Annotated in this window: 19 protein-coding genes; 2 read left to right on the plus strand and 17 right to left on the minus strand. The window is 51.7% G+C overall.

The window, feature by feature from the left end; translation table 11 throughout:
• Positions 1-450 precede the first annotated feature (450 nt).
• The 9 genes from BUA93_RS07830 to BUA93_RS07870 all read right to left on the minus strand — a co-directional run bounded on the left by BUA93_RS07830 (position 451) and on the right by BUA93_RS07870 (position 10,182).
• Positions 451-1,206, minus strand: coding sequence for a ribonuclease HII (locus BUA93_RS07830; RefSeq protein WP_072978972.1), 756 nt, complete (start codon positions 1,204-1,206; stop codon positions 451-453).
• A gap of 136 nt (positions 1,207-1,342) precedes the next feature.
• Positions 1,343-1,930, minus strand: coding sequence for a phosphoribosylglycinamide formyltransferase (gene purN / locus BUA93_RS07835; protein WP_072978621.1), 588 nt, complete (start codon positions 1,928-1,930; stop codon positions 1,343-1,345).
• 30 nt (positions 1,931-1,960) lie between these two features.
• On the minus strand, positions 1,961-4,495 hold the full coding sequence (locus BUA93_RS07840) for an ATP-dependent Clp protease ATP-binding subunit (protein ID WP_072978622.1): 2,535 nt from the start codon (positions 4,493-4,495) through the stop codon (positions 1,961-1,963).
• 13 nt (positions 4,496-4,508) lie between these two features.
• Positions 4,509-5,177, minus strand: a complete 669-nt coding sequence (locus BUA93_RS07845) for an ABC transporter ATP-binding protein (protein ID WP_072978623.1) — start codon at positions 5,175-5,177, stop codon at positions 4,509-4,511.
• An 87-nt stretch (positions 5,178-5,264) separates the two neighbouring features.
• Positions 5,265-6,512 (minus strand): FtsX-like permease family protein, encoded by a 1,248-nt coding sequence (locus BUA93_RS07850; RefSeq protein WP_072978624.1) that lies wholly within the window; start codon positions 6,510-6,512, stop codon positions 5,265-5,267.
• Between the two features lie 33 nt (positions 6,513-6,545).
• Positions 6,546-6,917 (minus strand): four helix bundle protein, encoded by a 372-nt coding sequence (locus tag BUA93_RS07855; protein ID WP_072978973.1) that lies wholly within the window; start codon positions 6,915-6,917, stop codon positions 6,546-6,548.
• A gap of 54 nt (positions 6,918-6,971) precedes the next feature.
• The gene (gene lysS, locus BUA93_RS07860; RefSeq protein ID WP_072978625.1) at positions 6,972-8,477 is read right to left on the minus strand and encodes a lysine--tRNA ligase; all 1,506 of its coding nucleotides are present in this window, start codon (positions 8,475-8,477) and stop codon (positions 6,972-6,974) included.
• Between the two features lie 107 nt (positions 8,478-8,584).
• Positions 8,585-9,382 (minus strand): hypothetical protein, encoded by a 798-nt coding sequence (locus tag BUA93_RS07865; RefSeq protein ID WP_072978626.1) that lies wholly within the window; start codon positions 9,380-9,382, stop codon positions 8,585-8,587.
• Positions 9,379-10,182: a YkgJ family cysteine cluster protein gene (locus BUA93_RS07870; RefSeq protein ID WP_072978627.1), complete on the minus strand. Its 804-nt coding sequence runs from the start codon at positions 10,180-10,182 to the stop codon at positions 9,379-9,381. Before BUA93_RS07870 ends, BUA93_RS07865 begins: the two co-directional genes overlap by 4 nt.
• 152 nt (positions 10,183-10,334) lie before the next feature.
• Between BUA93_RS07870 and BUA93_RS07875 the strand changes: the two genes are divergently transcribed.
• Together BUA93_RS07875 and BUA93_RS07880 are read left to right on the plus strand one after the other, a co-directional pair.
• Positions 10,335-11,750: a tetratricopeptide repeat protein gene (locus BUA93_RS07875; protein WP_072978628.1), complete on the plus strand. Its 1,416-nt coding sequence runs from the start codon at positions 10,335-10,337 to the stop codon at positions 11,748-11,750.
• Positions 11,750-12,997 (plus strand): hypothetical protein, encoded by a 1,248-nt coding sequence (locus tag BUA93_RS07880; protein ID WP_072978629.1) that lies wholly within the window; start codon positions 11,750-11,752, stop codon positions 12,995-12,997. Before BUA93_RS07875 ends, BUA93_RS07880 begins: the two co-directional genes overlap by 1 nt.
• A 118-nt stretch (positions 12,998-13,115) precedes the next feature.
• On the opposite strand, the gene BUA93_RS07885 is transcribed toward BUA93_RS07880, so the two are convergent.
• From BUA93_RS07885 to nirJ2, 8 genes are all read right to left on the minus strand, one after another.
• Entirely contained in the window at positions 13,116-13,772 is a 657-nt protein-coding gene (locus BUA93_RS07885) for a hypothetical protein (protein WP_072978630.1), read from the minus strand.
• A 78-nt stretch (positions 13,773-13,850) separates the two neighbouring features.
• Positions 13,851-14,486, minus strand: coding sequence for an OmpA/MotB family protein (locus tag BUA93_RS07890; RefSeq protein ID WP_072978631.1), 636 nt, complete (start codon positions 14,484-14,486; stop codon positions 13,851-13,853).
• Between the two features lie 3 nt (positions 14,487-14,489).
• Positions 14,490-16,277, minus strand: coding sequence for a fimbrial protein (locus tag BUA93_RS07895; protein ID WP_072978632.1), 1,788 nt, complete (start codon positions 16,275-16,277; stop codon positions 14,490-14,492).
• A 15-nt stretch (positions 16,278-16,292) separates the two neighbouring features.
• Positions 16,293-17,201 (minus strand): hypothetical protein, encoded by a 909-nt coding sequence (locus BUA93_RS07900; RefSeq protein WP_072978633.1) that lies wholly within the window; start codon positions 17,199-17,201, stop codon positions 16,293-16,295.
• A gap of 9 nt (positions 17,202-17,210) precedes the next feature.
• Entirely contained in the window at positions 17,211-17,936 is a 726-nt protein-coding gene (locus BUA93_RS07905; protein WP_254793908.1) for a right-handed parallel beta-helix repeat-containing protein, read from the minus strand.
• Positions 17,933-18,763 carry a hypothetical protein gene (locus BUA93_RS07910; protein ID WP_072978634.1) on the minus strand — a complete coding sequence of 277 codons (831 nt, stop codon included), beginning with the start codon at positions 18,761-18,763 and terminating at the stop codon, positions 17,933-17,935. Before BUA93_RS07910 ends, BUA93_RS07905 begins: the two co-directional genes overlap by 4 nt.
• A gap of 149 nt (positions 18,764-18,912) precedes the next feature.
• Complete coding sequence (gene tadA, locus BUA93_RS07915) at positions 18,913-19,452, minus strand: tRNA adenosine(34) deaminase TadA (protein WP_072978635.1); 540 nt, start codon at positions 19,450-19,452, stop codon at positions 18,913-18,915.
• A 38-nt stretch (positions 19,453-19,490) separates the two neighbouring features.
• Positions 19,491-20,480 (minus strand): putative heme d1 biosynthesis radical SAM protein NirJ2, encoded by a 990-nt coding sequence (gene nirJ2 / locus BUA93_RS07920; protein ID WP_072978636.1) that lies wholly within the window; start codon positions 20,478-20,480, stop codon positions 19,491-19,493.
• Positions 20,481-20,796 lie beyond the last annotated feature (316 nt).

Here is a 20,796-nt window from a genome sequence, read left to right on the forward strand (position 1 = left end):
AGCAGTACCGCGGCCATTCCGCCGGAACCCATTCCGTGTCGCTGGCCCCCATGAACCGCGGCTTGTATCTGGTGAAGGTGGTTTCTGGCGGTAGCATACAGACGCTTCGCGCCCAGGTGAAGTAATTCGCAAAATAGCGTCGGAGCAAACTTCAAAAGTCTGTTGCGAAAAATATGCAAATATGCAAAAAGCCGATTTCCATAAATCGGCTTTTATAGAATTAGGGGGAATATTTACTTAATCGCAAGCATCGCCGAGATTACGTCGTCCTAGCCTCATGATGTGAAGTGAGGAATATGAAATCACGTTTCTTTCGGCCCGCCAGCGCCATATTTTCAAAAAATTTATTTCTTTTTACAAAAATTGCCCAAGGAGGCGATTCTCAAGGACAAATACGGCCATGAGCGGAACAGCCTTGGACATCGTAGACATCAGAATCAACTAGGATTTTTACAATTCCAGTTCGGTCTGCAAGCTCTTGGGGTGAAAACTCTTGCGATGCTCAGGGGTCATGCCCTGGCGGCGGATGGCATCCAGGTGTGCCTTGGTTCCATAACCGGCATGCTTATCAAAACCATAACCAGGGTAACGCTTTTCGAGGTCGTCCATATAGCGGTCACGGAAAACCTTCGCCAAAATCGAAGCAGCCGAAATGCTTGCAATGCGGCCATCGCCCTTGACCACGGGGATCTGCATTGCTTCGGGGATTCCGTGAATCTTGAGGTTGCCGTCGACAGCGATTAAAGCGGTTAGTGGTTGGTGGCTAGTGGTTAGGGAAGCAAAGGAGCCTTTCTGGAAGATTGGAATTTCGGGTTCTGATTCGTGAATTCCGGGCATACCGAGAGCCTGCAGGGCACGACGCATGGCCAAAAAGTCCGCTTCCAGGATGTTCATGCGGTCAATTTCTTCGACCGAGGCGCTTGCCACGGCAAAGCATTCGCAGGCGTCCTGCACCGCCTGGTACATAGCTTCGCGCTTGGGGCGAGTAAGTTTCTTGGAATCGTTGAGCGTGAGGAGCGCGTCGGGCGACTTGAGCACAGCCGCACACGCCACCACGGGGCCCGCCAAGGGACCGCGGCCCACTTCGTCAATGCCCACGACCACGGCATTCTCTCCCATCTGGGATGCAGCGAATTTGCGCATGGCGACTTCGCCATCGACAGGGGCTTCAATTCCTTCGAGAAATGCGGGCAACTTATGCTTCATAATCATTCAACTCTGTCATTCTTGACCGAAGGGAGGTCGGACAACACCTGGTTACTTGTAACCTTAGTGCGCATGATTCTCGAAAGGGAGAATCCGGTGCTGGATTCCGTCGCTACGCTCCAGAATGACTTTCTACTTACAGGATGCTCTTTGCGTAGTCGCGGATAGTCTTCCAATACAATTCATGTTCCTGCACCAGCACGCGGGCAGCGAGCGTTTCCGGCGTATCGCCATCTTCTACAGGAACGCGGGTCTGCGCAAGAATTCGGCCCTTGTCGATTTCTTCGCTCACCAGGTGAACGGTGGGGCCCGATTCCTTTTCGTTGGCGGCAATCACGGCCTCGTGCACGTGAATTCCACAGAAGCCCTTGCCACCATACTTAGGCAAAAGCGACGGGTGAATATTCAGAATGCGGTCCGGAAGCCGTTTGATAATGCTCACCGGCAAGGCCTTCATGTAACCGGCCAAAATCAACAAATCAATATCGTAGCGGTCGATGACTTCAAGCATCGCAGCTTCGTAAGCGGCCGTATCGGGGTGCGTTTTTCCCGAAATATGGTAAACAGGAATCCCGTAAGATTCTGCGTGAGATACTGCCCCGCAACCCCCGTTATTGGTAATCAGGAACTTGCATTGGGCCTCGAGGTCACCCTCGCCAATGCGGTCAATAATCGCCTTAAAGTTGCTCCCGCCGCCGGAAGCCATCACGCCAATTTTAAACATAAAAATACAAATCGGTTTATCTAAAAATTTCTAGCTCGGCAGAGCTTCCGAGGTGAACTTGAGCTTGCCATTTTCGACATCGATGGAAATCGTCGAGAAATCCTTGTAGATGCCAAGCAGCAAGCCTTCCGCAATTTCGTCTTCCACCAGATTCTGGATCGAGCGGCGAATCGGACGCGCACCCAAGGCAGAATCGTAGTTGTGAGATACGATATGCTCCTTCGCAGCCTCAGAAACTTCAAGGAGAATTCCCCTTTCGGACAAATTCTTCTGAAGGAACGTCAACTGGATATCCACGACAGAAACAAGGTCCTTCTTCGAAAGCGGACGGAACACAATCTGTTCGTCAATTCGGTTCAGGAATTCCGGCGAGAACACCCGCTTGACTTCTTCGCGAATGGCGGTTTCCATACGTTCGTAGTCGTCGGTCTCGCCCATCTTGGTGAAACCCATGCCGGAACTGTGGCGCACCTCGCGTGCACCTGCGTTACTCGTCATGATGATGATCGTGTTCTTGAAGTTGATCTTGCGGCCATAACTATCCGTAAGGATACCATCGTCCAGAATCTGCAAAAGCAGATTGTAGATGTCGGGGTGAGCCTTCTCGATTTCGTCAAGAAGCACCACGCAGTACGGGCGCTTGCGCACCTTTTCGCTCAGCTGTCCACCACCGTCCTCGAAGCCTACGTATCCCGGAGGCGCACCAATCAGGCGGCTGATACTATGCTTTTCCATGTACTCGCTCATATCGATGCGGATCATGGAATCTTCGCTGCCGAATAAGCTCTGGCTGAGCACCTTCGCCAGTTCCGTCTTACCCACACCCGTGGGGCCCAGGAACAGGAAACTGCTCATGGGGCGTTTCGTGTTGCGGATACCGGCGCGGGTACGGCGAATCGCCTTGACCACGGCATCGACCGCAGCATCCTGGCCAATAATGCGTTCCTTGATTTCGTCACCCAATTTCAAAAGTTTCTGAGTTTCTTCGCCCGCAAGGCGGCTGATAGGAATCCCCGTCATCTTGCTGATGCAGTCACGGATTTCATTTTCGTCCACAACGGGCAAGTCCGCCGAATCTTCCTTATTCAAGGCTTCGCGGCGTTCCGCGATACGCCCCGTCAGTTCCTCGATCTTGTCGCGGAGGGTTGCAGCCGTTTCGTACTGCTGGTCAGCAATAGCCTCTTCCTTCTTTTGCATGGTCGCGGCAAGTTCGTCTTCCATTTCCTTAAGGTCCTGCGGCGTACGAATCGAATTCAAGCGTACGCGAGCACCGGCCTCGTCAAGCACGTCAATCGCCTTGTCCGGCAAGAAACGGTCGCTGATATAGCGTTCGGCGAGCACCACCGCCGCACGAATCGCTTCGGGCGTGTAATGCACCTTGTGGTGCTGTTCGTACTTCGGACGCAGCCCATCCAGAATCTGGATAGAATCTTCGGAATTGGGCGGATTCACGACAATCGTCTGGAAACGGCGTTCCAGCGCGGCATCCTTCTCGATATACTTGCGGTATTCGTCGATGGTCGTCGCACCGATGCACTGGAGCTCGCCTCGAGCAAGGGCCGGCTTAAAGATGTTACTGGCATCGAGACTGCCTTCGGAACCGCCCGCTCCCACAATCGTATGGAGTTCGTCGATGAACAGGATGACCGAACTGTCGACACGTTGCAATTCCGTAATCAGGCCCTTCACGCGTTCCTCGAACTGTCCACGGTACTTGGTACCGGCCACCATGGCCGCCACATCAAGCGTGACCACGCGCTTGTTCATCAGGAGTTCAGGAATTTTCTTCTGTACAATCTTCTGGGCGAGCCCTTCGATAATCGCCGTCTTGCCGACACCCGGTTCACCGATAAGCGCCGGGTTGTTCTTCTTGCGGCGGCAAAGAATCTGAATCAAGCGTTCGATTTCGCGGCTACGGCCGATAATCGGGTCGAGTTTACCCTGCTTGGCAAGCGCCGTCAAGTCGCGACCAAAATGGTCCAGAATCGGAGTCTTGGAGCGGGACTGGCTACGAACCTGCTGACGCGTATCGCCACGCCCCTGATTGATAAAGCGTCCGTCATCACTGTCGTCGGCACCATCTGCAGGAGCCTGACCATTCATGGCCTCGTTCTTCACCTGCTGCAATGCCGCGTCAAAATTCTCGTAGGTAATGCCAAAAGTCGAAAGAGTCCCTGCCGCCGGAGATTCGCTCTGCTGTAAAATGGCGAGCATCAAGTGTTCCGGGCCAATGTACTGGTCCCCTTCTTCCTTCGCAATCTTGGCCGCATTAAAAAGAGCCGCCTTGCACCGCGCCGTAAAATTGAGAATCGCCCCATGCGAAACGCCGATGGTCATAATGCCGCCGTTGCTCGAAAGCGAACGCTGCACCGTTTCACCGAGTTCGTTCAGGTTGACCTTAAGCGCCATCAAAGTCTCGGCGGCAAAACCGGAATCTTCGCGGACAAGCCCGAGCAGCAAATGTTCGGTCGTTACACTGTCGCTACCTAAGTTGCGGGCCGCAATGCGGGCAGCCTGCAACACCGCTTTCGCCTTTTTCGAAAAAATACCGTTGATATCTGACATATTTCTCCTTAAGCTACTGAATGACGCCGCCGTGCATCACGACACGCCTTTTTGCAAAACTAGCCAATTTTTCGTCGTGCGTCACAATCAAGAAAGCTTGATTAAACTTTTCGTTGAGTTCGCCAATCAATTCGTTCAGCATCGCAGAATTCGCCTCATCCAGGTTGCCGCTCGGTTCGTCGGCCAGCACCAAGTCCGGATGGTTCATGAGCGCACGGGCAATAGCCACGCGCTGGCGTTCGCCACCGCTCAATTCACGCGGCAAATGCTTGAGGCGGTCCTTGAGGCCCACCGTTTCCAAAAGCATCGCGGCACGTTCCTTGCATTCCTTTTCAGAAGTCCCGAGAACGCGACCCGGCACGCACACGTTTTCAATTGCCGTAAATTCGCTCAACAAGTGATGGAACTGGAACACGAAGCCCACCTGCACACGATGGTAGCGGTCACGCTCGGCGTCGTTGAACTTGGAAAGCGCCTTCCCCTTAAAGAGGATTTCGCCAGACGTCGGCGTATCGAGCATCCCCACCAAATTCAAAAAAGTCGACTTACCCGAACCCGAAGAACCCGTGAGAGCCACCAGCTCACCCGTTTCCATCTCAAAATTCACACCCTTGAGAATTTCAAGCTTTTCACCCGTTTCGGAGAAAACCCTGCGAAGATTGATGGTTTGTAATAAACTCATTGGCATACGTTAGTGGTTAGTGGTTGGTGGTTAGGAAATATCTGAAACAATCCATCCTGTTTACTAATCACTAACCACTGTTTACTTCTACTCATGTCTAATCGCCCCCACCGGATCCAAGCGGCTCGCCTTCCATGCAGGGAGCAACGTCGCTGCCACGCAAAGCGCAATGCCGATGACAAAAATCAAAATCACGTCAATGATGTGCACCGAAATCGGGAAGTACGGAATCACGTAGACATCGCCGGGGAGCTTGATAAAGTGGTAGGCCTCTTGCAGCTTGCAAAGCACCAGGCCGATGGTACCACCGACAATCGTACCGCCCACGCCAATGAAACTTCCCATGAGCATAAAGACGCGCATGATGGCCGCCTTGCTAAAGCCCATACTGCGGAGAATGCCGATTTCCTTGGTTTTGTCGATGACGACCATGATCAAGCTACTGATGATGTTGAATGCAGCCACCAAGATGATAAGGCAAATCACCGCCGCCACGATGAACTTTTCGTAGTTCATCCACTTGAGGAGCGTGATGTTTTTCGTTTTCCAGTCCATGGCGTAATACGGATAACCTAACCATGACGCAAGGCTGTCCACCGCCTCGCCGGCAAGCCAATGATTGTTCAAGCGGAACTGAATGCCCGTCACCACGTCACCCAAGCCAAGCAACTTCTGCAATTCCGGGATGCCCACGTAAGCGAGATTGCCGTCGAATTCATAGGTACCCGTCTCGAAGATGCCGCTCACCACGCACATCATCATTTTCGGGCCGCCACTCGTTACCATTGCGTCGGGGCTCTGGAAGGTCTGCAGCACAAGCTTGTCGCCAACTACCACACGAAGCCTGTTGGCAAGGCCTGAACCGAGAATAATTCCCGGACGCATGGTCCCGCTCAAGTCTTCGAGGCTATCGACCGAGTAATTTCCCCACTTGATGTACTTGTGGATATCGGTCACGCCCTTGGCGGTTTCAGTATCAATACCGTAAATGACAATGCCGTCATTCACCTTCTTGGAGCTCACGCCCACTTTGTAAATAATGAAGGGAGACGAAGCGACCACGCGAGAATCACGGTCGCGAACTTCTTTCATGAGGCTGTCATACGGAGCAATCATTTCTCCATTGTACGCCATCACTTCGAAGTGAGCGTCTTTGCCGATCATCTGGGCAGTCACTTCTTCTTCGAAGCCGTTGACCGCAGCAAGCGCCACCACCAGCGCAAACACGCCGATAGAGACACCGAGCATACTGAAAATGCCGATAAGCGAAACGAAGAGACTCTTACGTTGAGCCCCTAAGTAACGCCAGGCGATTAGCCACTCAAGTTTATTCATAGGAAGTAGTGGTTAGTGATTAGTGGTTGGTGGTTAGGATTCTTTGGATTTGGAATTCTGCCTTTCCTTGAGTTTGGCCAGCATCTTCCCAACCTCATCTAATGAACATTTTAAAAAAGATATCTCTGAATTCGAAGCTAGACCTACTCGTTCACACAAAATCAATTGCGTTTCGAGTTCAGCCTTGGATCCTAAAGAAATGCCTAAAAAATGTGCAAATTCTTTTTTAGACTTACGACCTTCACCTTCAGCAATATTACTTGCTATAGAAACAGAGGCTCGCCGCATTTGAGATACAAGTCCAAACAATTCCTCTTTAGAAAACTGTTTTGTCAATTGGTAAACAGCGACTGTTAAATCAATCGCTTTTTGCCAAACAACTAAATCCTTATAACTCTGGGCCATTGCAAACCTGACACAATCCTGTTTACTAACCACTAACCACTGTCTACTGCGAAGCTACGCTTCGGGTTTCATCAGCGGGAAGAGCTGTACGTCGCGGATGGTCTGCTGGTTGGTGAGGAGCATGACCATGCGGTCGATACCGAAGCCCACGCCGCCGGTAGGAGGCAGGCCAGATTCGATAGCATGCATGAAGTTTTCGTCCATCGGGTGCGTTTCACCTTCGCCACCGCGGCCGCGGCGCACCTGGTCTTCCAGGAGCTCACGCTGACGGATGGGGTCGTTCAGTTCGGTATAGGCGTTGCCCAGTTCCCATCCGTTAGCGTACGGCTCGAACTGTTCAATGAGCCCTTCGATGGTACGGTGCTTCTTGCAGAGCGGCGTACTTTCGGTGGGCATGTCCTTGATGAAGGTCGGCTGGATGAGCTTGTCTTCCACGGTGAGCTCGAACAGTTCGAGGATACCGCGACCGCGGCTGAATTCACCATCCAAGTGTCCGCCGAGTTCTTCCATCTTGGCCTTGATTTCGTCGTCGCTCATCTCGTTCACCTTGAGGCCGCCGAACTTTTCGATAGCCTCAATCATGCTGTAGCGGGGCCACGGGGCCTTGAAGTCGATTTCCTTCCCCTGGTAGTCAATCTTGGTGGTGCCGTTGGCCGCAATGCAGGCGCGTTCGTAGATGTTCTCGAAGTGCACCATCATGTCGTTGTAGTCGGCGTAGGCTTCGTAGAATTCGAGGCCGGTGAATTCCGGGCTGTGGGTGCGGTCCATACCTTCGTTACGGAAGTTCTTGGAGAATTCGAAAACCTTTTCCATGCCGCCCACGATGCAGCGCTTGAGGTAGAGTTCCGGAGCCACGCGCAGGTAGAGCGTCATGTCGCAGGCGTTGTGGTGCGTGGTGAACGGACGGGCGTTCGCACCGCCGTAAATCGGCTGGAGCGTCGGAGTTTCGACTTCGATGAATCCCTTTTCGATCAGGTATTCGCGGATAGCCTGCAGAATTTTAAAACGCTTGATGAACACGTCCTTCACGTCGTCGTTCAGGGCCATGTCGATGTAACGCTGACGGTAGCGGGTATCCACGTCGGCAAATTCGTTGAACACCACCTTGTTGCCGTTCTCGTCCACCTTTTCCTTAGCCACCGGAAGCGGGCGCACAGCCTTACTGAGCATGGTCACCTTCTTCACGTGCACGGAGTATTCGCCCGTCTGGGTTTCGAACATGAAACCGTTTACGCCGATAAAGTCACCCAGGTCGGTCATCTTCACGATTTCATAGTTTTCTTCGCCCACTTCGTCACGGGCGACCACCACCTGCAAGCGGCCATAACGGTCCTTGAGGTGCATAAAACACATTTTGCCCTTACGGTTGAAGCGAACCACACGGCCAGCGAAAGCAATACTTTCGCCAGAAGCCATCAAAGCTTCCTTATTTTCTTTCAAAACCTTGGAATCATGCGTGCGGTTGAACTTGTGCGGATAAGCCTCCACACCCATTTCCTTGAACTTTTCAAGCTTCGCGAGGCGTGCCTGAACCTGGTCATTCATATCTTGCATTGCCATAATTTGGTCCTTGTTAATTTTACGGCGCTAAATGTAGAAAATTCAGAGTTCGGAGTTCGGAATTCAGAGTTAAATCAACTCCGAAATCTGAAATCAGAATTCCGAATTTACAATTCCCCGTGGCGGCGCATCTTGCGGATATTCAGCGGAAGCACGTGATTGTGCCAGTGGATCCATTCATCGTAATAGATGTACTGGCGTTCGCGACGTCTAAAGTTACGCCCATGAACAATGCGGCGGCCATTCTTGATTTCAACTGGAATCGCAATATGCAGGCATTCATGGTAAACGACACCGGCCACGGCATACTCCGGGCAGTTGGCGGCATCGTAGCCCTTGCTGATGCTAATCAGGTGGAATTCTTCGCCGGTCACAGGATCCTGACGGACCGAATGGAAGCTGAGCCCGCCTATGCGATTGCTCCACGTGATACGACAAGTTAATTTGTCTTCAAAACACGTACTGTTGATTGCGGCAAGCACATCGTTCAAGTTATGATACTTGCCCTGCGGCTTTATAGGCGGAAGGCGTCCCTTACTCGAAAGCGACTCATCGCCACGGTCTGCAAGAATCTGTTCAACCAGCGTCCAAAAGCGGCTCACCAAGTCCTTGATTACCGCCTTATTCTTCGCCGTCTTGCGTTTGATGGCGTGTTCTGCCCACTCAGCAGCCAATTCTCGCGCTGGCGCAAATTCAGGGTCTTTCATGTAGGCGGGCAAAATCACTTCGGGGTGGCCAAACAGCACTCCCCCCTTGCAGCGAATGCTCTTCTTGAGTTGCGTATTGTACTTGAAATGCACCAAGCCATTCTGCGAAACCGATGTCGGAACTTTCGGCTTCGCCGGTTCCTTGGGAGCATCGGTATTGTTCCCGAACAGGTCAAGTTGCAATCCGAACAAATTCATTTTTCGCCAATCAGACCTTCAAAGCGGTTCACGGCCAAGAGTCCGCCAAAGTAGCTTTCGGGCAAATCCAGCAACGAATAATGTTCCGAGATTCCGTACACCGCATCTTCGATGCTATCCGGCAAGTAAACAATGTAGCTATCGTTTTCGGGTGTTTGCAAATGCTCCGGTGTGCAAAACTTTGGGTCCGTCTCGCTAAAATACATGCGGCAAGACACCGGACGCAACGGATACACCGTACAATCGCCCTTCTTGTCCGAAAACGGGCACGGGTTCCATGCCGCAAAATAGTCGTGCAAGGCCTTGTCTTCGGCGTAGTCGTCCAAATCCATTTGGGTCGTCCGACTTTCGCCACCCTCGATTTTACCATTCTCGGCTTGCGTTCTACGCGATTCAAACATCCTGCTAAAGAGAGACGAACGCACCTGGCACGCCTCCATAATATCGAGCAGGTCATTCCGCCCCCGGAGGTCGCCATATAGAGTCAGAAGTTCAAAAGGCTCCACCGACATGGGGTAATGATGGCAGCAATTTCCGCAAGCGGGCCTGCACTGGATCGGTCGCGGCTGCTGTGGCAAAACGGCCTCAAGATACTCCGAAAAAAGACGGTGATATTCCCTTGTAAAATCGCGAATAAGCGGAAGCTGTTCCACCAGGTTGTCTGGACCTATCGCATATTCCCTACCCAAGTCTGCCGCTAGGGCATCCAAACGGTCGCGTTCGCGCCCCAGAAGCGAAGACAAGCGCATTTCGGCAATCCGAAACGCCTTGGTGGGAAAATACTCGCGATACGCAGTCATGCTATAAAGATAGATATTTTTGATATCAAGCGAAATAAACGACAAAAAAGCCTAAAAAAACGATAATTATCACAATTTCTCTCAAAAAAACAGAATGAAATTCCATTTTTGTAAGAATAAAGTTATCTTTTTAGATAAATGGGAATAATGTAATGAAAAACGTACTTAAATCCAAATTTTTATGGACAGCAGCCCTTGCGGCCTGTTTAACTGTCGTAGGATGCAACATTTTCAACCCTACCGAAAGTGTAAACATCAAAAACGATGATGCAGATGCTCTCACATACGAAGGTTATATCAAATTCCGTAACAACGAATATAGCGAAGCCGAAACGTACTTCAACAAGGCCATCGCCGCAGACTCCGCACACTCCGAAGCGTGGCTCGGCCTCATGAAATCTATCCTGAACCGCAAGCTGAACACGACGGCCGAAACGAACGTATTTTCCCTGCTCAAATATGTCAACACGAACCGAGACGCCGGCGACAAGACCGTACCGTTCGCCGACCTTCCCGATTCCGTCGCCAACACCCTTAGAACCGCTATCGATACGGTCAACTCTATCGCCACACAATTTATTGAACGCGACAAGAATGGCAAGACCGACGGCAAAGTCACTTACAAGTATATCGCCGATGGTTACATGGTTATCCAGATGTTAAAGACCATGCTCGTACTCAAGACCAAGATGCCCCTGGAATGCGCCAACAAGAGCACAAGAGCCGAACTCAGCAATAGCACCTGCAGCATGCAGGCCATTCTTAACGACTTCAAGAACGATCCCAACGAAACCGTGGAAACATTCCACGAAGTTTTCAACACCTGCGAAGCTAACCCCGAAAGTATGACCTCGCTCTTCGAAGACTACCTCCAGGGTTTTGGCAACGAAGCGGGTTACCTGACCAAAGAAGCCAAGAACGACGCTGTTAAGGGAATGTGTTCCGCCCTTGCCCAGGAAACGGAAGCATCCGAAGACGACGTTCCTCAACAATCCAAGACTCTGAACATCATTATCGGCCAGCTTGGCTATAGCGATATCATCGATGACGACGGCGACGGCTGCATTGACGAGGAACTCTATGACGGTGAAGACAACGACGGAGACGGAGAAATCGACGAAGACATCAGCGACAAGACCAATGAAATCCGTTATGACGATGCAACGATCATGAAGAATATCGCTCAAAAGAAGATGTCTATCAAGGATCTACGCGTCATCAAGTCCGCCGGTCCCAACGAAAAATACAGGAACGTCGACATCGACATGAACGGCAAAACCGTAGCGGACGACTCCGACGAACTGGACCGCGAATGGGCATTTATCTACGAGAACTATAAGGACCGCGTCGCACATAACGACCACCGCCTCGTTTTCTCTAAGGACCTTTCCTGGAACATGGAAGGGGGCGTCGAAGGCCTGAAAGCAAGAAAACAGCTCATCGCAAACGATACCAACAAAGACAATCCCACCTACAGCCTCGAAGACCGCAAGACGATGGTCGGCGGTTGCTGGGTCAACTACGATGAAGACTCATTCAAGAAATGGTTTGATGGGAGGACTAAATAATGAAAAAGCTCCTTGTATTTTTGATTCTTGTTTTGACGGTAACCTCCTTTGCAATCAAGGCCCCGACGCATAGATCGCTACGCGCGGAAGCCATGGGTAACGCCCACGTTGCCTTGGTCGACGACAAGGAAGCCATCTACTTCAACTACGCCGGCCTGAACCAGATTAATCGCCTGGGCAATTACGAGGAACGCCCCGAACAGGGCTACTACCCGCGCAACCTCGGCGATATGCGCTTGAACCTCGGCGGTGCAGGTCCCTTCGAAACTTATTTCTCCACCTACAACGTGGCAAAGGATGTCCAGAAAATCTATAGCCGCGCCAGCGAGGTCGCCAAGGAGAATGGATTGAAAGAATCCAATGTCCTTTTAGATTCCCTTTCAGCGCACCCCGAACTCATCCACAAGATGAATGAATACGACCACAAGTACCTGTCCATGAAAATCAAGATGGATGCCGAAATGGCTTTCCATAATTTCGGTGGCGCCATCTGGGTCGACGGTAATGTAGCACCCTATATGGACGCGGGCCTGATTGTTCCCCAGATTGTCGTTGACACATTCTATGTAGATGGTGTGGCTCAGGTCGGTACCGCTTACGGTTTTACCGATGAATTCTCTGCCGGTATCGGCATCAAGTTCGCCAAGCGCCACAAAGTCGAAAGCGTCCAGGTGACCATGGCCAACTACGACAACATCCAGGACACCCTGGAAGACCGCTATCACGACGTCGCCGACGAACTGTTCGAATTCAGCTCAATGTCCTTTGCAATCGATCTCGGCATGCTTTACCAGGTCGCCCGCGAAGTCCGCCTCGGCCTTTCCGTCCGCGACATCTATTTCAAGGAACTCGCCGGTGACAAGATTACTCCGAACATTACCGCCGGTATCAACTATAGCCCGCGATTCTTCAACAAGAATACGGGCTTTGGCCGTAAGTTCAACATCGCCTTCGACTATGCCGATGCTATCAACGGGCAGAACAACTACAAGTTCCTCTCGCACATCAACTTCGGTATGGAAGTGGAACAGACGCTGCTTGCGTGGCCCGGATACAACAACGCCATTCGATTCCTCGCTTTACGCCTTTCCGGCGGTTTCAAGGGCGGCTACCCCGCAGCCGGTTTCGGTCTCGAAGTATTGCGTTTCGTTTCAGTCGAATTCGCCACCTGGGCAGAAGAACTCGGTTACTACACCGGCCAGGACGAAGAACGCGTCTACATGGGCCAGCTGAGTATCGGATTTTAATAAATTCGGAGTTCAGTATTCGGAGTTCAGAGTTTCTTTCAGGCGGCTTCGCCGCGATTATTTAAATTCTTAATTATGAATTTTGAAATTCATAATTCAAAAAAATAGAGCGCAAGCTCTATTTTTTTTCTTGGGGGACGAGACGTTCCACGATACGGAACAGGTCGTTATAGATTTCGAGGAAGTCCTCTATCCAGATTGGATCGCGCTCGCCTACCACATGGAAGGTCTCTTCCAAGGTGTGCAGGGCATTGTAGGGACCCACCAGGCTCCCTGCCGGAACGGAGGCCGTTCCACGATAAAGATCCGTAGCCACGAGACGGGCACGCAGGCTGCGCCTCAATCGGGCAATCAGCGCGGTACGGAGCGACAAAAGTTCATCATGAGCCTGCAGGAGCTGACCTTCGCGAATCCACGCCTCAACTACACTCAGCCTGCGAAGAGTCGATTCCCTTTCGGTCGCCGGAACAAGCAACATCTTTTGCGAAAGCGTCTGCTTGAGTTTCGCCGACATGGCAAGTAGCATGTCGCTGTTCCAGATGACCATCGGATTTTCGGCAAAACGGTCCGTCGCATCCACGCGGGGAGTATGCGTCTTGATCCAGCGTTCTAGCTTATCGGCCACCATCGAGGCTTCCGGCAATCTATCGACCGCCAAATATTCTCCGGCGCGGTTAAAAAGATTATCTGCATAGACCATACGCCAATGCGGCAGCTTTCCGCTCTTGCGGATAGCATCGATACTTTGGCGAATGTTTTCCAGGCGTTCTTGCATAATTTAATACTGAGTTCGGAATTCTGCTTTCAGAGTTTCTTATCAGGCGGCTTCGTCGAGATTATTCTGACTTCCGAATTACTTATTCTCCATCTTCTGCAGGGGGGTAACGCCGATTTCTACGCGACGGTTCAGACGGCGGTGTTCTTCGCTGTCGTTCGGGTACTTGGGCATGTGTTCACCAAAGCCCGCGGCAAAGAGCCTGTCCGGCGGGAATCCCTGCGCAATCAGTGTCTTTACCACGTTCACTGCACGTTCGGTCGACAAATTCCAGTTGGTGTAAGTCTTGGACTTCACCGGAGTATCGTCGGTAAAGCCGCTCACCATAATCACGTCGGTAGAATCAAGCGCTTCCAGAAGGCCCTTGCTGATGCCGCGAATCACGCCCTCGCCTTCCTTGGTGAGATCGGCGCCGTTAATCGGGAAAAGGAAAGAAGCCTGAATCTGAATCTTGCCGTCTTCAAGTGCGATTAGGCCTGCCTCAATAGAGGTCTGCAAGCTCTTGGACAAAAGCGCATTGCGTTCTGCCGCTATCTTGCGCATTTCTTCTTGGCAGCTGAGGACTTCCTCTTCGGTACGCGTAAGGTCTTCAGCCTTCTGCTCCTTAAGGGTCGCCATCGCCACAAACGCAAGGATGAACAACGAGACAAGGGCTACGCCCAAGTCCGTGTAGGCCATCCAGGGATTGCTGTTTTCGTCTCTTTTCAAGCGCATCCGTTAGCCCTCGACCTTAGGCTGTTCTGCGGGAGCAACAGACGAACTGCGCTGCGTCTGCTCCAGCACCTCGAGCAAAATTTCCTGCGTCTTGACGGCGTTTTCCATAAGCACTTCGCTGGCGCGTTCGTGGAAGGCTTCGAGAGACTGGTTGAGATGTTCCACGAAGCTTTCTTCCTCTTCGCGTTCTGCGGTATCGCCCGAAAGCTTTTCGAGAATCGTCTCGAGGCCAGCACGCAGCATTTCGAGGTTTGCGCTGAGTTCGGACTGGTTCACGCGCATCAGTTCTGCGGTTTCCACGATGTTTCCACCCAAGGCGTCCGTCGCTTCCTTTTCCTTGACCACGCGATTGTCGATGCTTTCGGTGAGAGCCTTCTGGGCTTCCAGCAGCACGGCAGAAGTTTCGGAAAGTTTCTGGAAGGCGCCGAGAATATCGGAAGAAAGGGTCGAGAGTTTTTCGGCAACGGACTGAGAAAGTTCTGCGGAACCCGCTTGGGCTTTTTCGGCCACCTGAAGAGCCACATTCTTGAGCGTTTCGAGACCTTCTTTCTGGGAATCCACATTAGCCGTCGTTTCGGCGGCGAGGCGTTCCATGAAGGAATTCCACTGATCGTTCGACTGCTTGACCTGTTCAGAAACCGCAGAGGCGATATCCTTCGTCGAACCTTCCATCGCCTGGGCCGTCGCGGCGGCAACGCCGTCAAGGCCAGACTTCACATCAGAAGCAACCTTCGCAAGAGCTGATTCTACGTTACCCGAAACGCCTTCCAGCGAAGACTTGACTCCAGAAGAAATACCTTCGAGACCGCCGTTCAGCGTAGCAGAAATTCCATTCAATTTTTCATCAAGCTTAGCCGGGATCGATTCCACGGAAGCAGAAAGTGTCTTGATATTCTGTTCCATCGGAGTAAACGCACCCGAAAGCGAACCGCTCACAGAAGCACCCAAATTTTCGACGGACTTATTCATTCCTGCAACTGCGGAAGCCAGGGATTCGTTCAGCTTGGCAGTCGTCGAGGCTAGTTCCTCGCCCACCATCGCAACAACGCCAGAAAGGCCTTCCTTTACAGAAGATGCCACCGTAGACAGATTCTTTTCGACAGAATCAAAGAGACGCTCCAGTTCATTCTTCGCACGAACTTCTTCGCTCTCTTCCGTCTCGCTATCTCCCTGCAGATCAAGCGTGTAGGCATCGAGGCGGGCAACAAATTCATCGCGAGAGGCAATCATCATATTGCGGCTCGCATTCAAAATCAGGGCCGCAAACAAACCACAAAGGCTAGTGCCGAAAATACCCTTCATGTTCTGGAACAAAAGCTGAATCGTATCGAGCGTTCCCTGCGTCGTAGAATTGTCAATAGCACCACCCGCCGTGGCCACGGAATACATCAAACCGAAGAAAGTACCCATAAGGCCAAGCAGGATGACCGAGCCGCTGGCGCTACGCGGAACGGCTATGCCAACGCTATTCGAAAGGACTTCGTAGGCCATCGAGGAGTCGAGGCGGATTTTCTTGGCGAGCAGGCTCTTGGCCAAGGCAACGCGCTTGGCAACGACACCGTCGCCCGAGACATAACCGCCACGGTTCTTGCAGGTTTCCAGGACTTCGTTTTCGGCTGCTACCAGCTTGACCGTCTTGAGAGCCACCAGCTGTTCGCCGATGAACACGGCAAAAATGGCCACCATGATAACCCAGCCGAACAACGGGGCGCCGAAATAAAAAGCGGCCGCCATCAAGGCGATGAGCCCGACCACGGTAAGCGCCAAAATCATCTGAAATGCATTTTTCATTTTATACCTGCATCCTTAAGCCTTCTTCAAGGCTGTTGTTTCGAATAAATTCAACTGACCGCGCGAAAATCCGCGCAGGAACAAAGCCCACTTGCTCTGGTACCATTCAATAATCTGGATGGTGAGCCCGCGGGCGTAATCACAAAAATCATCGGTAAACGCGAGGAACGCATTTTCGTAGGCGTAATGCGGATTCCAGAAACGACAAATATTACGGGCGCACGAAGACGCCGAGCTGTAATAATGGGGCGCCCCCTTCGTATTGAAGGCAGCCGCGAAACGCTTCTTCGCGAGGCTATTCAGCGAGCTACGCAACGACACCACCATGGCATTTTCCTTGTCGCGGAGCGACGCTTCCAAACTGGGAAGCAGTTTGGAAACCGCATCCACGGCACTTTCGGAGTGCCAGTACTTGCAGAGTTTTTCCTGGAGCTGCATCACACGGCCGTGCATGCGGACGAACAACGGTTCGGCGTCGCTCACCAGCAGGTGAATCGTCGCCGAATAGAAAGCGTTGATATCCTGCTTGTTGTTCTTGACGGTCAACGCCCAGCCTTTTTCCTCGTCGTGATGCAAAAAGTCACCACCTTCCAAAAGGAGGCGCATCACTTCGTCCGTCGAAAATCGCTGCATCCACTTGGTGCGGAATTCGTCGTAAAGCTTATTGGCATCTGCGATAATCTGCGGGAAGCTGGAATCCGCCAATTTCCACGCCGTCTCGCTAAAGGAAATCAGCTCCGAAGTACCGACATTGACCGCCGGGTCGTTCAGCATGGCATCCAAGTGTTCGTGCAGCACGATAGACCATGTCACCATCATTGACTGCGAAAGTGTCGCGATCATCGTCGAGCGGTTCGGACGCACCGAAAGACGGACACTGTTGCCCGTCATCTTTCGAATGGACCTGCGGAACGCTTCTTGCACTCAGACTCCTTAGAAAGCGGTTTCTATGCGGTGCCAGATATTGCGATTGACACGCTTGCCCTGAGCGGCCATTTCCTCGGCTTCGTTGCGCACGTCGGCTTCAAGATTGTCCTTGATCAGGCCCTTGTCGCCATCGAATTTTCCACCGGGTTCCAGATACAGGCCGTACACGTTATTGGAAATAACCGTTTCCGTCGACATGACCTGTCCTGCACGCACCGAAAGCGCATAGCGGTTACGAATAAATTCACAATGTGCCAGGAAAACTTCTGGAACATCATCAATCCACAGGCCATAGTAGTTGTTCACAAACTTGACATTTTCGAAAATACCCTTGGAACGGAACACCGTGTTGCGGAAAGCATTTTCGATAACGAGGTTCTTGATTTCAAAAGGACGGTTCGCCGAAACAAAGTGCACTCCGTTCCAGCTTTTCACGGAATCTGCGCTCCTGAAAACTACCGGAGCAGCTTCTGTACCAATAATCTTGACGGCGCCACGGAACATGAGCTTAGCATATTCGCCCATGAGCACGGTCACGCCCGGTTCGATTTCCAAAGTGTCCTTAGCCGAAAAGACAGCGCCCTGTTCCAGCAGGTATGGGCTGTCCGCCACCACCAGTTTCACCTTTCCGTTTTCAATCGGCGGAAAAGGCATCTCCCCTGCCACCGTTGCACCGGCAAACAGCAGAGTCGAAATCAACACTCCCAACCATTTCTTAAAACGAGAAATCAAAATTCACTCCTCAGCTTGATTTTCTGAATCACATGCATATCGGGAATGACATTGTCTGCCACAATATCATTGACACTCAGGTCACCCGTCAGTTCCATCTTGACGCTGGAGATCGCACCGTGCGTCATATCGAAAAGAATCGAGCCAGTTCCCACGATAAAGCCATTGCTTTCCATACGGAGGTCTGAGGTTGAATCGGGGATTTCCTTATACTTGAGGTTCATCCCGATCTTTGCCATCTGGACACCGTCATGGACATACTGGTCTTCGAGCGTAAACGACTTATACACCACCGTCTTACCCGATGCGCCAGGAATTTCAACAGGACGTTCCCAGGTTTCGCCAAGACGAACGGCCTTTCCCGGCAGCAGGGGCTGCACCTTCAGGAAAATACGAATCAGGTCAAGGGCCTCGGTTCCGAGCATCACGGAATCTTCGATGAAAGGATCGCGCACGGAGCCGTCCTTCGCCATCTTGAACTGGAAATGTTCCGTAGACATATAGCGTTCCATGCTGCGGAATTCCTCGACGGAGCGCTTGTCGGACTTATAATCCACAGAATTAATCTTCAACTGGAACTTGGCGGAGCCGTCATCGTAGGCCGTCAGGAGAGAATTTGTCGCACGAACATTCAGATGCGTGTTCATCGCTTCGGGCGTAGCCGAAACGGAATCCGTCACCGGAAGAATCGCGTTCAGGGATGTTTCAAGGTAATACGTCTGCGGGGGGACATTCTGGGTGTTAAACGCAAGAACGAATTCATTCCCATCACAGGCACAAAGAGCAAACAGAGCTGCAGAGCTCGCAAAAAACTTAAAGAAATTCATACTATGAATATAGTAATTCGGAATTCAGAATTCGGATTTCAGAGTTAAAACAACTAGGATTTCGGAATCTGGAGTTCAAGTTCCAGAACAATCCGAAAAACAAGATTCTGGGTTAAAATAATTCCGAATTCACAAATCTGAATTCTGAATTAATTTTCCCCTTTGTTGCCGCTATCCCCTTTTTCAAGGCGCATTTTCTGGAAAAAAGCCTTCAAAAGGCCCAGGCATTCACCGGCAAGTACTCCGCCCACCACTTCGACATCGCGCTTGAGGGCATTGCCCGTAATCACGTCGATGGTCGTGCCGCAGCCGCCAAAGCGGGTATCCGGAGATCCGTAGACTACGCGGGAAACTCGGCTATTGAGAATGGCTCCAGCGCACATCGGGCAAGGCTCCAGAGTTACATACAAAGTACAACCGTCCAGGCGCCAGTTTTCGAGACTGCTCGCGGCAGTTCCGATGGACAAAATTTCGGCATGGGCCGTGGCATCCCTCAGCATCTCGATCTGGTTATGGCCCTTCCCTATCACCACGCCGTCCTTAACGATAACGCAACCGATGGGAATTTCCTTCTCATCGAAAGCCCTTTCGGCTTCGCGGAGCGCCATACGCATGTACTTTTCGTCTAATTCGGAATTCGGAGGTCGGAGTTCGGAGTTGTTTTTTTCTATTAAATCTTCACATTTCATATTTCATCTCTGAATTCTGAATTCCGAACTCTGAACTATTAAAGTCCTCTCCCGTAGGCACAATACGAATCTTCTTGCATGTAGTCGCCGTCGTGGTAATAGGCGGCACGGGCGCGGCAACCGCCGCAGCGGTCGTTGAACTTGCACTTGCCGCAGGCACCGGAATAAGCCTTGGTACGGAGTTTCTTGAAGATTTCGGCATTCGCCCAGATTTCGTCAAACGGCGTGTCGTGCACATCGCCCGCTTCTTCCATCATGTAGGCGCAGGGGCGCACCTTGCCGATAGGGCTTACGATGCAGTAGTCTAGGCCCGCGAGGCATCCGCGGCTGTAACGCGTCTTGATGCCGAGCTGGTCGGCAATTCGCAGGAACTGCGGAGCGCAAGTCGGCTTTACCGGAATACCGAGCGTGCGACTCTTTTCCATAATCTTGCGAAGAAGTCCTTCGTATTCAGCAACACGCAGGGCGTGACCTTCAATTTCCTTGCCGCGACCCACGGGGATGAGGAAGAAAATCTGGTGATTCACCGCGCCGATTTCCTTGACCCAGTCCATGATGTCGAAAATTTCGTTCTGGTTCCAGTCCATGATGGTCGTGTGAATCTGGAACGGGAGTCCTGCCGCCTTGCAGTTTTCGATACCCATCATCGTAAGTTCGAAGGCGTTCGGAAGGCCACGGAATTCATTGTGACGATCGTGATCGATACTGTCGATGCTGATTCCCATCGCCATGGCACCAGCCTTCTTGAGTTCAATGGCCAGGTCGTGCGTAATGAGCGTGCCATTCGTGCCGAACACCGGACGAAGTCCCTTGCTCGAAGCGTGGGCCACCAGCTCCACAATGTCCGGGCGTGTCATCGGCTCGCCACCGCTAAAGATCATAATCTTGAACCCCGCCTTCGCGATTTCGTCAATCAGCTTGAGGGCTTCTGCCGTTGTGAGTTCAGCAGCCTTATTTTCGCCTGCATCCTGGTAGCAGTGCTTGCAGGTCAGGTTACACTTGTTGGTGGTCATCCAAGATACGATCATTTAAAACCTCAATTTAGTGCGCTAAAAATAGAAAGAATACCCCTTGCAAAACATCCCATGAACCCGCTATATTGCCAGTTCGTCGCAAAAATAAAAAACCGCCTCGGGGTGGAGACGGTTTTTAGTGGATGATGCAGGGGTCGAACCTGCGACCCGCTGATTAAGAGTCAGCTGTTTTCGGCATTCCTTATAAACACTACTTTCCAGGCGTGTAGTCTCAAAAAGCACACAAAATTTTTCTGCGGAATCGTCTCAAAAAGCACACTTTTTTTCATCGAAACAACCGATTTTCCACGGATAAGCTGCGAATAAGAAA

The organism is Fibrobacter sp. UWH4 (assembly GCF_900142475.1).
Lineage (GTDB): Bacteria > Fibrobacterota > Fibrobacteria > Fibrobacterales > Fibrobacteraceae > Fibrobacter.